Annotated in this window: 14 protein-coding genes and 1 other annotated feature; of the genes, 1 reads left to right on the top strand and 13 read right to left on the bottom strand. The window is 37.1% G+C overall.

Features of this window, described 5'->3' with window-relative positions; all coding sequences use genetic code 11:
• Positions 1-3: 3 nt before the first annotated feature.
• The 6 genes from PLH43_RS01055 to PLH43_RS01030 all read right to left on the bottom strand — a co-directional run bounded on the left by PLH43_RS01055 (position 4) and on the right by PLH43_RS01030 (position 7768).
• On the bottom strand, positions 4-642 hold the full coding sequence (locus PLH43_RS01055; protein ID WP_324359173.1) for a stalk domain-containing protein: 639 nt from the start codon (positions 640-642) through the stop codon (positions 4-6).
• A gap of 109 nt (positions 643-751) precedes the next feature.
• Complete coding sequence (locus PLH43_RS01050) at positions 752-1420, bottom strand: HAD family phosphatase (RefSeq protein WP_324359171.1); 669 nt, start codon at positions 1418-1420, stop codon at positions 752-754.
• 121 nt (positions 1421-1541) lie between these two features.
• On the bottom strand, positions 1542-3665 hold the full coding sequence (locus tag PLH43_RS01045; protein ID WP_324359169.1) for a methyl-accepting chemotaxis protein: 2124 nt from the start codon (positions 3663-3665) through the stop codon (positions 1542-1544).
• A 166-nt stretch (positions 3666-3831) separates the two neighbouring features.
• Positions 3832-5010 (bottom strand): ABC transporter substrate binding protein, encoded by a 1179-nt coding sequence (locus PLH43_RS01040; protein ID WP_324359167.1) that lies wholly within the window; start codon positions 5008-5010, stop codon positions 3832-3834.
• A 393-nt stretch (positions 5011-5403) separates the two neighbouring features.
• The gene (gene miaB / locus PLH43_RS01035) at positions 5404-6795 is read right to left on the bottom strand and encodes a tRNA (N6-isopentenyl adenosine(37)-C2)-methylthiotransferase MiaB (protein WP_324359179.1); all 1392 of its coding nucleotides are present in this window, start codon (positions 6793-6795) and stop codon (positions 5404-5406) included.
• 97 nt (positions 6796-6892) lie between these two features.
• Positions 6893-7768 (bottom strand): orotate phosphoribosyltransferase, encoded by an 876-nt coding sequence (locus PLH43_RS01030; protein ID WP_324359165.1) that lies wholly within the window; start codon positions 7766-7768, stop codon positions 6893-6895.
• A gap of 448 nt (positions 7769-8216) precedes the next feature.
• Here PLH43_RS01030 and PLH43_RS01025 point away from each other — a divergent pair, with 448 nt between their 5' ends.
• Positions 8217-8516, top strand: coding sequence for a hypothetical protein (locus tag PLH43_RS01025; RefSeq protein WP_324359163.1), 300 nt, complete (start codon positions 8217-8219; stop codon positions 8514-8516).
• Between the two features lie 319 nt (positions 8517-8835).
• On the opposite strand, the gene aroB is transcribed toward PLH43_RS01025, so the two are convergent.
• From aroB to PLH43_RS00990, 7 genes are all read right to left on the bottom strand, one after another.
• Entirely contained in the window at positions 8836-9918 is a 1083-nt protein-coding gene (gene aroB, locus PLH43_RS01020; protein WP_324359161.1) for a 3-dehydroquinate synthase, read from the bottom strand.
• A gap of 78 nt (positions 9919-9996) precedes the next feature.
• Positions 9997-12789, bottom strand: coding sequence for an isoleucine--tRNA ligase (gene ileS, locus PLH43_RS01015; RefSeq protein WP_324359159.1), 2793 nt, complete (start codon positions 12787-12789; stop codon positions 9997-9999).
• Positions 12790-12873: 84 nt separating this feature from the next.
• Positions 12874-13122 (bottom strand) — a binding site (T-box leader).
• A gap of 83 nt (positions 13123-13205) precedes the next feature.
• Positions 13206-13667: a DivIVA domain-containing protein gene (locus PLH43_RS01010; RefSeq protein WP_324359157.1), complete on the bottom strand. Its 462-nt coding sequence runs from the start codon at positions 13665-13667 to the stop codon at positions 13206-13208.
• Positions 13668-13680: 13 nt separating this feature from the next.
• Positions 13681-14472, bottom strand: a complete 792-nt coding sequence (locus PLH43_RS01005; RefSeq protein WP_324359155.1) for a YlmH/Sll1252 family protein — start codon at positions 14470-14472, stop codon at positions 13681-13683.
• A gap of 26 nt (positions 14473-14498) precedes the next feature.
• A complete protein-coding gene (locus PLH43_RS01000) occupies positions 14499-14789 on the bottom strand; it encodes a YggT family protein (protein WP_324359153.1) in 291 nt (96 codons plus the stop codon).
• Between the two features lie 19 nt (positions 14790-14808).
• Positions 14809-15273: a cell division protein SepF gene (locus tag PLH43_RS00995; RefSeq protein WP_324359151.1), complete on the bottom strand. Its 465-nt coding sequence runs from the start codon at positions 15271-15273 to the stop codon at positions 14809-14811.
• 69 nt (positions 15274-15342) lie between these two features.
• Complete coding sequence (locus PLH43_RS00990) at positions 15343-16047, bottom strand: YggS family pyridoxal phosphate-dependent enzyme (RefSeq protein ID WP_324359149.1); 705 nt, start codon at positions 16045-16047, stop codon at positions 15343-15345.
• Positions 16048-16052 lie beyond the last annotated feature (5 nt).

Here is a 16052-nt window from a genome sequence, read left to right as displayed (position 1 = left end):
ATTCTATGATTGAGTGAGAAAACGAGAGAAAAATGAAGAAATATTAGGGAGGTCTTTGTTATAAATATACCAATCAAAGCCGTATTTGCTCAAATCAATACGGTCCGGCTCGCCAAAAGTTTTTATTATATTTTCAAGGGATGCTCCCATTAATGTGCTTACATTTCCTTTAAACTCAAACTCTTTATCCTCGGGGACATTCTTGACAGTATTGATGATAACGGTTTTTGTTGCATCATCCCATCCTACCTCTGCACCAATACTTTCAGATATAAACCTTATCGGCACCAACGTCCTTCCGTCGATGATCCTGGGCGGTACATCAAGCTTTACCGCCTCTTTGTTTACATAGGCTATATTAGTGTTGATTCTAAGAGTTATTATTTTATCATCCTTTAAAACATTAACCGTTTGCCATTCTGGCAACCAATCAACATAGGCATTAATAGACTCAAAAACACCTCGAATAGGCACTAAAGTTCTTCCGTTTTCTATAATGGGCGGCACATCCATTTTTAAATATTTGCCGTTTACACACACGTTTATTTTGCTTGAAGAATAGATATTAAGAGTACAAAGGGAAAACAGAATCGTAAATACAGTAAGAAAAACAGCCAATCTTCTTAGCATCAATTTCTTCATTTAAAGCCATCTCCTAACCAAAATATAATTTAGCAATTTTTAATACAATCAATTATAATATCGTATATTTTACCTCTATTTTCAATAGGGAATTTATTAGTTTAAAAGATTAATTCTCATTTAAACTTTCTAGCAAGCCTATCACATCATGCAATGATTTTAATTCTCTATACACCAATTTTTCAACTTCATCAGGCCTTCTTATATCCGGAACAAGTACAGGAAGCATTTTCGCTTTTGAAGCTGCTTTTATGCCGTTTGCCGAGTCTTCCAGCACAATACATTCTTCCGCTTTACTGCCTGTCCTTTTTGCGGCCTCGATAAATATATCGGGTTGGGGCTTGCCATATTCTACCTCATCTCCACAAACAATAGCATTGAAACGTTCTTTGATGCCCACTGCATTTAAATACTTTTCAGCCCTTGCCCGCTCTGTGGATGTGGCAACAGCCTTTTTTATACCTTTATTGTCAAGGTAGTCCAAAAGCTCAAACAATCCAGGTTTTACAGGCATACCGTTTTTATCGATATAATCCAGCACGTACCTTACCCTCAGATTTCTGATGTCATAAAAAGGTAAACTGCTGCCGTAATATCTTTGAAAGACTTTTTCTATACCTTTTACATTCATGCCAACCACATCCCGCATGAATTCCGGCTTTATTTCAATACCAAAGGCTTTTCCGGCCTCATGCCAGCCCTCAACGCCGATTCTTTCGGTATCGAACATCAAACCGTCCATATCAAAAATAACCAATGAAATCTTGTGTTTTTTCATAATACGCTTTATCCTTATCCTGTTTTAGTTTCAATATGTTTTTGTAATATTTTACCATATGCTATTCTTAATTGTTACTTCATTTATACTGAAATTTCGGGGTGAATGAATATCGAATTTATTAATTAATCTTGAACTTACCGACCAATTCATGCATATCTTTTGCCGATTGTGCCAATAAGCTCGATGAATTTGTAATTTTGTCCATAGTATCGGTTTGGGTTTCCAAAGATGCCGCTATTTCCTCAATAGAAGCTGAAGTGCTTTCCGCCACTTCCATAGTTTGATAGAAGGATTTTGTAAACAGTTTACTGTTGGAAACAACCCTTTCAGTAGCAACAACCAGCTCATTAACCTTTTCAATAATATCATTAGTATTATTATTTATTATATTAAAAGTATTTTTAGCGTTTGACACAACAGAAATGCCTTTTTCAGATTGTGTTATTGTCGCATCTGCTATATTTATGGTTTTATTTATATATGCCTTTATATCCGAAATTATTTTATTTATTTCAACAGTTGAATCTTTTGATTTTAAAGCCAGTTTCCTGATTTCCGAGGCTATAACCGAAAATCCCTTTCCGGCCTCACCTGCTTTTGCAGCTTCTATTGTTGCATTCATAGCCAGCAAATGGGTTTGACTTGCAATATCCGATATAACTTTGATAATTTTGAATATACTGTCGGATTCACGCCCCAGGTCTTTTAAGCACTTATTGGAATTCAGTATGCTATTGTTTATATTATCCATCTGATTTAATGCTTCGGTTACCAACTTGTCCCCCATTGAAGCACTTTCACCGGCATTTAGAGATATGTCTTTGGCTTCCTCCAATAAATCAGCCATCTTTGCCATATCATCCAAAATTACTTCTATCTGCTTTTTGGCTTCGTCAACTGATTGCACCTGTTCATTACTACCTTGAGCTATGTCCTGGGCCGCAACCGATATGCTTTCAAAGGTATCCACCGATATTGAGCAACTGTTGTTTATTTCTTCGGACGAGCCGGCCAGCAGTAGGGACTTGGTATTAATATCCGTTAAAATGGCTCTTAGCGTATCCACCATTTCATAAAAAGCATTTGACAATACCCCTACTTCATCATTGCTTTTATAATCCGAAGTAACAGTAAGATCTCCCTTTTGAACCAATTCAACATTCTTGACCAAATTTTTTATAGGGTTTGAAATAATTACCGAAACAATCCACACTAAGAGCAATCCTATTGCCAATGATAACAAACCGATAGCTATCATGTTGAATTTAATTTCATTTACCAATCTATTTAAACTTCCGTCAGTTACGCCTACAGACAATACTCCCAAGGTTTTTCCCTGATAGTCTTTAATCTCTTTGCCGTATAAATAATAATTTTCACCAAACATTCGTTGAGTATCATCAAGAAATCCTTTGCCTTTTGAGATACTTTCCAAATCTATGGTAACATCCTCATTATTGTCATACGCATTGCCATTTACATCACTCATTGCTATTAGTTTATTTCCTTCATATAAAAACGCATTCGTTTCAAGAGTGGTACTTATTTCTCTAATCAAGTTGTTGTCAGCAGTTATATCATGCAACAATACAATTGTTCCAATAGTTTCAGAATTGGAATCTACAATATTTTCCATACTGAAAATGTTTATATGCTCTCCTTGTATAAAGCCAGTTCTTTGCTTAATTGTATTGTCAATCTTTACATTGCTTTTTTCATTAGCACGGTAAATTTCAGTATCTCCTTTATAGACAATAATATCGCTTATTTCCGGGTATTTATTCATGTATTCCTGCAAATTTTGATTCAATTGCTGTCTCAAATCCATCTGTATCAACATTTTAAACGCAGAGTTTTTTGCTATGTTTATATTTATATTTTCAATATTGCTGATTTCATTCTTTAAGATAATTTCTGCCGCAATTGACTGGTTCTTTAAACTGTTTTCCATATCTTCTTTTGCATTACTTTTAGAAACATGAACCATATATACCATAATAACCACTATAACAAATGAAATGGTTATCGTATTAAGTAGAAGCAGCTTGGTTTTTAGAGATTTAAAATTAGTTAATTTGCTGAGGCTTTCCAGTATTTTAGATCTTCGTTTGTCCGTTTCTTCATCAGGTGCAAACGAATCTTTTGAGTCCGGCTTTTTTGAATTTGAAACCGCCCAAGTCTCCGGAAATTTATATTGGCGTATTTTATTCATAATGTAGTTTTTAATTTTTTTAAGATTCATTATCCTCATTCCTTTCAGGAATTTCAATATCTCATCAATTTTTTTACTTTAAGATTCTGGAGCTTTAAAAATATGGTGAAAAAGTCATAGCTTTCTTAAAACAAACTATGACTTTTTAGTTTTCAATAATTCAGGATATTCATTTTTTATCCATAAGTTAAATATCTTAATTACCAATATAATTTCCATCGTAATCGGTATATACTCTATAAGCTGATTCAATCGCTTGAAGCGGTAACTCTACGCCTATTCTGTCAGCAGTCATCTTGTTGTAATAGATATAAACTTTTTTAGGGTCTTCTATTTTTATACTTTTAATATCTTCCCCATTTAAGAGCCTTACTGCAACTTCCGTTTGTTGTTCTGCCAATGCAGTTAAATCAACCGTTACACCACCAAATGCACCATTTTTAACCATGGTGTCAACTAAAGCAATGTTCATTTTTTTGCTATTCTCTCTTAGATAAGTTAATGCATCGATCAAATTACCGATAGTACCGTTTTTGAGTCTTACGAAATTACCTGCATAAATAACCCATTTTATTTCAGGATCATTTTCATATTTTTCTATCAAACTATAAAGCTCTTCCTCCGTTTCCGGCACTTCATAGGCTTTAAGCTCAACCCCTGAAGCTTTCAGCTGACCTTCTACCATTTCTTTTGGATATTTAGAAGGTGCATATTTACCAACTATGAATACCGTCTTTTTGGGTATGGACGGATCCACAATAGATACAAGATTGGCAGCTTTAGCCATAATATCAACCGGTGTAAAACTGACTCCCGTAACATTTTTTGCGGCCACCCCTGAAGAATCAATTACTCCCGCTTCTCTGCATGTTGGCACAACTACCGGGAATGGTGCACCCTCCAAAGACTTTGCAAGGGGAATAGCCATAGAAGAATTTATAACTAATGTTAAATCGGGACTGAATTGCATAATTTCTTTAGTTACTTCTCCAACTTTCGTGGTGTCGTCTTCTTTAATTATCTTAAATTCCGTATTCTCAGTATCATAACCCGCTTCTTTCAATACTCTGAATGCTGCATCCTCGGAAAGCTTTTGCCATTGTTGAGAATCTGGATTGGCAAAAGTAACAAAAGCAATTTTCTTGCCTGTATTATCAAGCCTGTTTGCTTGCTCACTCTTCTCTTTCTCTTGCCCTTGTTCTGTTTGGATAGCTTGCTTTTGAGAATCTAGATTTGATGTATCCTTCTGACTTTCCTGATTTGGAGTAATTGTTTCCGCTTTGGGTTTGCTAGCGCATGCAGCAGTAAAAATTAATGAAAGTGTGACCGCAAATAAAAGCACACACTTCCATTTGTAGCTAAATACCCTTTTCATTTTTTGATCATTCCCTTCACAAATTAAAAATTTTTTTGATTATATGAATTACTGCATATAATGCCAAGCGCCAAAAAGTTCTATAAACCTTTTGTTTGATTGACACTTTTTTGATTTTATGTAAACTCTAGATTCTATGAATTTTATCGGAAGGGATATAATTTTTCTAAATAATTCTTTTGATAATAGACTTTGATAAAATATTGACAAAATTAATAGCCATACCCATGGAATTTTCCTGTTTGTAACGCAATCTCAATAAAAAAAGCCGTATAGGCCTTTAAAAAAATTCCTGCAAGATTATCTTTTTATTTTAAAAATTAAGAAGCAAGAGAAGCACAATGAAAGTACCGTTATTCTCTTGCCCCTTTTTAATTGCTAAACATCCTATTTTTACCTTATTATGCTACCTTCTAAAGACCAAGTCTTTACAGTATCTATCCTTACATTCACCAACTGCCCAATTAGGCTTGCATCTCCTTGAAAATTAACAACTTTGTTTCCTCTTGTCCTTCCTGTGAAAATTTCATCATTTGTTTTACTGACTCCCTCAACCAAAACTTCAACCGTTTTTCCCAAAAATATGTCATTTAATTCCTTGCTTATCCTGTTTTGAGTTGCAAGAAGCCTCTGAAACCTATCTTTTTTTACTTCTTCAGGAACCTGATCCTCCATTTTTGCCGCGGGTGTACCGGTCCTTTTGGAGTACAGGAAGGTATAAGCATTGTCAAACCTGACCTTTTCAAGAATATCCAAAGTGTCTTTGAAATCTTCTTCCGTCTCGCCGGGAAATCCTACAATAATATCGGTGGTCAAGGTTATATCCGGTATATTTTCCTTGACCTTTGACACAAGATTAATGTAGTCCTCCTTGGTGTATTTTCTGTTCATCATCTTAAGTACCCTGGTGCTTCCTGCCTGAAACGGAAGATGCAAATGCTCGCACACCTTTTCGCAGTCCCTCATGGCATAAATCAAATCATCGGACAAATCCTTCGGATGGGATGTCATAAACCTGATTCTTTCAATTCCCGAAATCTTGTTCACTTCACGTATCAATTGCGCAAAGCTTGTACCATCGCCAATATCTTTTCCATAAGAGTTTACGTTTTGCCCTAAAAGTGTTATCTCCTTAAACCCTTGACATCCTAACGTCTTTACTTCTTCTAAGATGTTATTCATCGTCCTGCTTCTTTCCCTGCCTCGTACATAAGGCACAATACAGTAAGAGCAGAAATTGTTGCAGCCATACATGACCGTAACCCAGGCCTTTACTCCATCCTTCCTCTCAATTGCCACATTCTCGGCTATCTGCCCTTCACAATCCCAGACATCAATAACAGTGGACACAGAATCCATTGCCCTGTACAAAAGCTCGGGAAACTTGTACAGGTTGTGCGTTCCAAATATCAGGTCAACATGCCTGTATGTTTTCTTTATATGCTCCACAACTTCCGGCTGCTGCATCATACAACCGCATACAGCAATCAAAAGCTCCGGATTTTCTTTTTTAAGATGCTTTAACGGCCCTAAATGCCCGTAAACCTTAAGTTCTGCATTTTCCCTGACGCAGCATGTATTGTAAATAATCAAATCACCGTTTTCCATGATGTCCGTTTCGGCATAGCCCATTTCCGCCAACATTCCCGCAAGCTTTTCCGAATCATGCTCATTCATCTGGCAGCCGAAAGTAGCAATATAATAAAGCTTCTTCTTCCCTGTCTGCATTTCTCTTTGATAATTTAATTCCTTAACTTCGTCAATAAACTGCTGCTGTCTTGCCATCTCCTCCGGGGAAACACAGACATTTTTTCTATTGTTTGCACTCAACTTAACTAACCTCCATAAAATAAACCTTCTAACAAGTAGTAAATCATACTTTTCAATCCAACTTGATATTCAAGCCGTAAAAATCCTTCTCAATGCAAAGTTTTGCCCTTTCTCTGGTTTTATCATCTGCCGAAAGCGCTTCTTTTATAAACTGCGGATTCTCCCTTAAAAACTGTGCCATCGCTTCTTTAGGATCAAGAATATATCGTTCAATCATTTCAAACTGTTCCCTGTTTATAAGTCCCATATCCAAAACTCTTTTAAATAGATTAATATCTATGTCAACCATTGAATATGACTTTACATCATAGGATTTTAACAGCTCACCGCCGCCCTGCTTTCTGTCTACAACGACAACACTCCATTTTATTCTGCCGCCATTGTTCTTTATTGCAGGAATCCATGCCCTCTCATAGCTTGAAGCTTCAGTAATCAAATCTGCAATATGAAGAACGCTTTCGCCCTCCAACTTTTTTAGTTCCTCAGTCTTTCCGTCGGTTGTAACCACCGTGGTCAAATCTTTATATATGGTTATATGAGGCTTTTGAAGAAACTTTGCAATAATCAGTGAGAAAAACCAATCCCTTCTTTCGCCCCCGGAAATATAATCGATTTCGTTAACATCTATATTGCTTTTTATAAACTCGCACATTTCATCAATCAGTCCCCTATATATGGCGTCGGATTCATAATTTTTAAGGGTCTGGTCTAAAACTCTCTCCGGACACTTTAAAATATTTTCCTTTTCCTCATCTATAAACTTCAAAAGCTTATTGGCTTTTTCCTCGCTTCCGTAAAGAAAATGAGTATTTATATAATATGGACCTATAGTTCCCGATGTATACCAGAAAGGCTTGTCCTGGGGACATACCCTTACAGCATTTGTTTCAAAAAGCCACTTTACCAGTTTCTCATTATTCTTATCCAATTTTATACTCCTCCTCTGTAAAGTTGAAAATATTTTAATAATATACTATAAAACGTTGCATTAATATGGTATAATGTAATTGTACTAAGCTATATAATTATACTATAAATTATGCTACTCAAAATATAAAAATAATATTTTAAATTTGAAATATTGACAAGTAGCGATTCATATTTAAAATTTCAATTCTATTTTTTTTGGGGCGCAATCAATCGCATTGTCAATATTTATGAGTCGTCATGATATATACTTATATAATATATTACTGAGAGTACAATTGGAAGAATAAAATTTAAAATAAATCCCCCTTATGAAATGACATCATACGCATTATATTTAGGGAAATAATTATTACAGATAATTTTTATATATAGAAAGCTACCAACTCTTATTAATGTATGTGTACTATTTTCACTTGCTTTTTTGGGTAATTTGGGAGGAGTGTTTTATGAATGGCAACAGACTAATCGCATGTAACAGGGACTGGACTGGTATTACGGTAATTGACAGAAAAGGCAAACCCGTTTTTCTTGACTATCACCAGATAAGTGAAATCAGATTCGGTTATTACACTGTAACAAGGCTTTTTTCAAAAAAAACCAGCGAAAAGATCGAAATACACGTAAAAGGCTCAAGCAAACCTATTCTGGTTCTAAAGCCTATGGACTGGGATCACTTCGAACAATACAAACAGGAAATAACCAAGTTTGCAAAGGATAATAAAATAAGGTTGGTAGAATTCGAATAACTTTACATTAACGCTCCGGGGCTTTGTGCACTGGAGTTTTTACTTTATAATTATTTTCAATTTTTATTGGCTTGTACCCTTCCAAAATTGTGTATGGTGTACGCATATATATTGTGCGTACACTTAAATTAAATTATTGATTTTCCCATTCCGACAAACTTTATCTTAAAAGTACAAAATACTGTGGAGATAAAGTAACTTAAATCTTTTTATTATTTGGCTTGCGATGGTGAAAGCTCCTGCCATCGCTTCTTGTTATTTTAATTTTTAATATTTCGAATTTAATTTTTACTCCCACAAAGAAAGCCAGCCTTTGCTGTCATTCACCAAGGCTGGCAATCACCCTTTTTATTAAATCCTCATCATCGATAGTACACTGAATTACTTCACCGATTTTTTTCCGCGGAAGTATAAAGATAAGCTTTCTTCCTTTAATTTTCTTATCATAAAACATCTGATTGTACACCTTGTCAACATCAATGCCTTCAAGCTTTGTAGGAAGACCTATTTTATCCAAAGTTCCCTTTACACGGTTTACAAGAGATTCATCAATCATCTCAAGATACTGAGCCATCCTCATGGCACCCACCATTCCCAATGAAACACATTCACCGTGCAAAAGCGCAAAATCCATTACCGTCTCAATTGCATGCCCTATAGTGTGTCCGAAATTTAAAATTGCCCGCAAATCTCCTTCTTTCTCATCTTTTTCAACTACAGATGCCTTGATGGAGCAATTCTTTTTGGCAATATATTGGAGCACTGCTTCATCACGGTTGAATATCTTGTGAACATTATAGTCTATATATTCATAAAATTCATCATCCAGAATTATGCCGTGCTTTACTACTTCTGCAAGCCCGGCTCTAAGTTCCCTGTCCGGCAGAGTTTTTAATGTGTTAACATTGATATATACAAATTTCGGCTGATAAAAAGAACCGATAATGTTTTTACTTCCCTCAAAGTCAACTCCCACTTTTCCGCCCACACTGCTGTCCGACTGGGCGAGAAGAGTTGTGGGTATCTGGACAAAATTTATCCCCCGAAGAAAAGTGGCAGCGGCAAAACCGGTTATATCTCCGACAACTCCACCGCCCAACGCTATCAATGTGGCATTTCTGTCCAGTTTCAAACCAAGAAGGTGCTTGTAAATATCCCTCGTGGTTTCAAGGTTCTTGTTTTCCTCTCCTGCGGGAATAACAAATTTACTCACTTCGTAGCCCTCGTCTAAAAAGGCCTTTATACATTCCTCCGACTGGCATTTGTCTACATTGGTATCGGTTATCAAAACTATTCTGCCTGTAAGTCTTGCACTTTGAACACATCTGCCTATTTGGGCATAGTCGGTATTTATATAAATCGGATAGCTCCTGTCCTGTAAATTGACGCTTATTTTTATCATCTTTCAATCAGCCCACCCTTCGGTATTTATATCAGGCTAAAAGGATAAACCTTTTAGCCTGTAAAATTAACCGTAAAATCAACCAACTACTTCTGCACATCTGTCGCAAAGAGTGGCATGTTTTTCATTCTTTCCGACTGTCTCACTAATCATCCAGCATCTTTCGCACTTAGCTCCCGATGCCGTGGAAATAGCAACTCTCAATCCCTTTACATCCGGGTCTTCATAATACTTGTCAGAAGCCTCATCAAATTTCTTTAACTCAAAGTCTGAAACTATGAATACTGTAACAAGCTCCTTCTTTATGGAATCTATAAAGTCATAGTTTGACTCATCGGCAAAGATAGTAACCTTTGCATTCAAAGAGTGGCCTATGATTTTTTCCGTCCTAGCAATCTCAAGGGCCTTAGATACCACATCACGGAGTTCAATTATTCTGTCCCACTTTTCCTTAAGTTCCGAATTTTCATACTTTTCATTCAGTTCAGGCCAATAGTTGAGCTGTACGCTCTCAGGGTCATTTGTGCTTCTGTGAGGCATAAACTGCCAGACTTCCTCACTGGTGAATGCCAGTACCGGAGACAGCATTTTCACAAGAGCCTCCAAAATTTCATACATCGCAGTTTGAGCCGCTCTTCTTTCTTTTGAGTCAGCCCTGCTGGTGTAGAGCCTGTCTTTTATAATATCAAGATAGAAGTTACTCATATCAACAACACAGAAATTGTGTATTGCATGGAACATCATGTGGAACTCATATTTTTCATAGGCATCGTTAACTTTCTTTATAAGCCCGTTGAGTTTCATAAGTGCCCATTTATCAAGCTCGTTCAGCTCTTCATAGCTTACCGTATCCTTGTTCGGGTCAAAATCATATATGTTGCCCAGTATATATCTGCAAGTATTTCTAATCTTTCTGTACACTTCAGAAAGCTGCTTTAATATATCCTTGGATATTCTAATATCCGTCTTATAGTCCGAAGATGCAACCCATAGTCTTAATATATCCGCTCCGTATTCCTTTATTACATCCTCAGGATCGATTCCGTTACCCAAAGACTTGGACATCTTTCTTCCTTCACCGTCAACCACATAACCGTGGGTCAGTACTGTCTTGTAGGGAGCTGCGCCTTTTGTGGCAACTGCCGTAAGGAGCGAAGACTGGAACCATCCTCTATGCTGGTCGCTTCCTTCCAGATACATATCTGCCGGCCATGTCAGCCCTTCTGTTGTCTCAAGAACAGCAGAGTGACTGGAACCCGAATCGAACCATACGTCCATAATGTCTTTTTCCTTGGTAAACTCAAAGCAGCCACACTCGCACTTGGTGCCTTCGGGCAAAATATCCTTTGCGTCATACTCATACCAAGCATCGGAACCCTTTTCGGCAAAGAGCTTTGCAACAGCTTTAATTGTATCGTCATTTATAAGTTCCTTCTTACAATCCTTGCAGTAGAATATCGGAATGGGCACTCCCCATATTCTTTGCCTTGAAATACACCAGTCACCGCGGTCTCTCACCATGTTTGTAATTCTTTCCTGACCCCATTCGGGAATCCACTTTACAGTTGAAATAGCATCAATTGCTTCTTTTCTAAAGCCCTCAATTGAAGCAAACCACTGTTCCGTAGCCCTGAAAATTATCGGGTCTTTGCACCTCCAGCAGTGAGGATACTGGTGAACAATCTTTTCCGATGCCAAAAGATTATTGGTTGACTTAAGCTGCTCAATAATTGCAGCATTTGACTTTTCATAATACATTCCTGCAAACTGCCCTGCTTCAGAAGTGAGATAACCTTTATCATCCACCGGTACTATTACAGGTATGTCATATTTTTTACAAACTTCAAAGTCTTCCGCACCATGTCCCGGAGCTGTGTGAACACAACCTGTACCCGCTTCGGCAGTAACATGGTCTCCGGTTATAATCACAGAATCCCTGTCAAGGAACGGATGCTTGCAGAGCATACCTTCCAATTCTTCTCCTTTAAACTTCGCCTTTATCTCATAATCTTCTATTCCGGCTACTTTCATAACATTGTCAAGGAGCTCTATCGCAATAATATAGTATTCGCCGTCTGCCTTTACCAATCCGTAATCAAACTCAGGATTCAAGCTGATTGCAAGGTTTCCGGGAAGTGTCCAGGTGGTAGTGGTCCATATTACAAAATATGTGTTTTCAAGGCTATCCACAATACCGGTAAACTTACCCTTGTCATCCTTTACTTCAAACTTAACATATATCGAAAGAGTGGTGTCTTCCGCATACTCTATTTCCGCTTCTGCAAGGGCGGTCTCACAATCTGGGCACCAGTATACAGGTCTTAAGCCCTTATATATATAACCTTTTTTAGCCATTTCACCGAATACTTCTATCTGTTTGGCTTCAAACTCTTTGTTCAATGTAATATATGGATTATCCCAGTCTGCCCTTACCCCAAGTCTTTTAAAGGCCTCTCTTTGCACATCGAGGTATTTTAAAGCGAATTTCTTGCATGCCTGTCTGAACTCTACAGGACTTACTTCATGTCTTTTAAGCCCAAATTCCTTTATGGCTCTCTGCTCAATCGGAAGTCCGTGGGTATCCCATCCGGGAACATAAGGAGTCTCATAGCCCTTCATGCTATAATACTTTATGATAATGTCCTTTAGTATTTTATTAAGAGCAGTTCCCAGATGAATTCCGCCATTGGCATAAGGAGGACCGTCGTGGAGTACAAATTTTGGCTTTCCGGCATTTTTCTTCAGTTGCTTGTTATAAATATCCATATCTTCCCATTTTTTCAAAAATTCCGGCTCTCTTTGAGGAAGATTGGCCCTCATAGGAAACTCTGTGCTAGGTAGATTTAAAGTTTTTCCGTAATCTTCTGACATTTTCAAACCTCCATCAGTGTAATATTTATTTGAATAATATAAACTTCATAAACAGTATGTAAAACTAAAAAACTCTCATCCCCAAAAAGGGACGAGAGAATTCCTCACGCGGTACCACCCACATTTATTACAGAATATATATTAAAAATATATATTCCCAATCACTCAATTTAAATAACGGCTCACCGCCGGCCCAGCTTACTCGAAAACTTTTCACACCTTTCAGCCGGCAACTCGTAGATGATTTTCAAAGGCTGGCTTTACAGGATTTGCACCGGCCACCTGCTCTCTTCAAAAGTTTCGCCCTCTACTCGTTCTACTCATCGTTTTTTCTCACTATTCAATTAAAAGAATTATACAATATATGACGTTTTAATGTCAAGAAATCGATTGCAATATTTTATAATTACAAAATCTTATTCCGCTTCTTCTTCAACTATGGGCTTTAATATCTCCAACTGGGAAAGAAGAAGGGATTCCACCTTGCTCTTGTAGGAATGCAGCTTCCTTTTCAATTCCTCATATTCAAACTTTATTTTAAGCACTTCTTGATTTGCCTCGTCTATTATCTTTTGAGCCTTAATTTCGGCTTCTTTTATAATATTCTCAGCCTTCTGGTAGCTGTTTCTCTTTATCTCCTCGCTCGTTTGCTGCGCCATCAGCAAAGTATTCTGCAAGGATTCTTCTATATTCTTGTAGTGCAAAATAGCCTCATTTAGCACGGCCACTTTGTCTTTTAACTCGATATTCTCGCGTATGTATGCGGTATAATCTTCAATTATTCTATCCAATACTTCATTTACCATGTCCTCGCTGTAACCGCCAACAACACTTCTCTTAAAGGTCAAATTCTCCAACTCATTCGGCGTATAGTTCATAGCAAACACCTCGTCATATAAATTTCTTTAGTAAAACATGAATCCTGTCTTTTTTGGTTGTATTGCCTATTTTCTCAAGAACTACCCTTCCTTTTCCCCGAATTGAAATCGTATCGCCCTCATTGATGAGCTTTGTGAGGCTGTTGGTTGTCTCCCAGTTGACAGAAACCCTCTCGGCTCTTATCAAATCGGCTATCTTGCTTCTGGATATGCCAAACCCGGCACTTGCCACAGCATCAAGTCTCAAGGATGCAACCGTTGAAGTTATCTCCTTTACCTTTGGCTCTAACGTCTCAAGCTCATCGTAATTTACAGTGTCAATTTCAACACGGGCATTTCCGACTTTCGTCAAATTTATTTTAATATAATCTGCAATATCCTTTAATACAACCACAAAAGCAAAATCTTCCCTAACAAGAATATCTCCAATTTTTTCTCTTTTAATACCTAATCCCATTAATGAGCCCAAATAATCCCGATGGGAAAAGTTTTCCCTTGTATTTGGCTTTATTTTTAGTATTTCAAAAAGCTCAAAAAGCTCACTATCCGTATTTTCAGGCATATAATAAGGGCAGAAAAAAACTACTGTTCTCTCTGCCCCACTAAATCCCCCAAAAAAGATGTAGTCCCTTATACCGCTCATTTCAAGGCATTTTCTCACTATATTTTGCTGATAAGGGTCCAAAAAATCCGAATGGATGTTGCTCATAACTTTCTGAGATAAGGTATACTTGTCTAAAATTTTGGCTACCAAAAGCTTGTCGTCAATCTTTGAAATCCCTTTTAATACCGCTTCTTTATTCATATAATTCAATACACCTTAACTTCTTTCTATATCATAATCATATTATTTATAAAACCTGAAATAATCATAAGTATCAAAAATGCAATTATTGGAGAAAAATCTACCATGGAGTTCCTTCCAAAAGAGGTATTCTCAAGGAGGTTACGAATAGGCGACAATATAGGCTCTGTAAGTTGTAATATAAACTTTACAAATATGTTGTTTTTTGGTATTGAAAACCAAGACAATATGGCACGTATAACGATGGACCATTGAATAATCTCCAATAAAAGGCCCAAGGCTCTAAGTGCCGTAATGGTCAGATTGTCACCCTCCATTTATATCTCTATCCTCCAACTATTTTGACCATGGGAAAACAGCTTTTCCTGTTATTTCGCCTTTAAAGTCCCCCATAATGTCTACATTATGCGGAGCTACAATAAATATGTCACTTGAAACCTTCTGGATATTTCCGTCAAGAGCATATATAGCACCGCTCAAAAAGTCAACTATTCTCTGGGCGACTTCCTTTTGCACACTTCCGAGATTTACAACTACCGGCTTTTTGCTCTTTAAATGATCGCAAACATCCTTTGCATCATTAAAGCTTTCAGGCTGCATAACTATTACTTTAAATTGCGAAGCAGAATGAATGTTAACAACCTTGTTCTGAGTCTTTCTGCTGCTTATCGGCTGAATAAACTGGGGCTTTTTCAATTCCTCTTCAAGGTCTTCGGACTCATCTACGGTTTCAACATCCTCTTCTTCATCCTCTGTTTCCCAACCTACAAAATTCAAAACCTTGTTTAATATTGTTGACATATTTCTCCCTCCTGTTTATCTTTTGTAAAATATATTAATTGTCAATACCATTCTTTGTAAAATAAAACTTCAATTTCTTTTTCCAAACAAAGCCGTACCGACCCGAACCATATTGGCTCCTTCTTCTATTGCAACTTCAAAATCGTTGCTCATTCCCATGGACAAAATCCCCATATTACTATTATCAGGCTTTTCTTTTCCAATGTCAATAGATAAGTCCCTTAATTTACTAAAAACATATCGAATGCGCTCGGGATTTTCAGCATATGGAGCCATTGTCATGAGACCCTTCACCTTAATATTTGGCATGGAACTTATTTCCCTGACAAGGCCGTATGCTTCCTCCACAGAAACACCGAACTTGCTCTCTTCTCCGGAAACATTCACCTGAACCAGAACATCTATAATTTTCCCGATAGCTTCTGCCCTTTTTTGTATTTCCTTTGCCAAATCAATTCTGTCCACGGAGTGTATGAGGGAAACTTTATCCACAATATATTTTACCTTGTTGGTCTGAAGGTGCCCAATCAGGTGCCATTTACATTGCCTGCTGTTTAATATATCGTATTTTTTTGTCAATTCCTGAACCCTATTTTCGCCCAAATCCAAAATACCTTCATCGAGAACCTTCATGATCCGTTCCGGTTCAACAGTTTTTGTCACCGCAACAAGTGTAATGTCTTTTGCACTTCTTCCGCTTTTTATAGCAGCTTTTTCGATTCTCTCCATTATAGAATAAAGATTCCTTTTGATATAATCCAACTCTCCGCTCATCTAAT

The sequence above is a fragment of the Acetivibrio sp. genome, assembly GCF_035371925.1.
Taxonomy (GTDB): Bacteria; Bacillota; Clostridia; order Acetivibrionales; family Acetivibrionaceae; genus Hungateiclostridium.
This window is presented reverse-complemented; position numbering and strand designations above follow the sequence as displayed.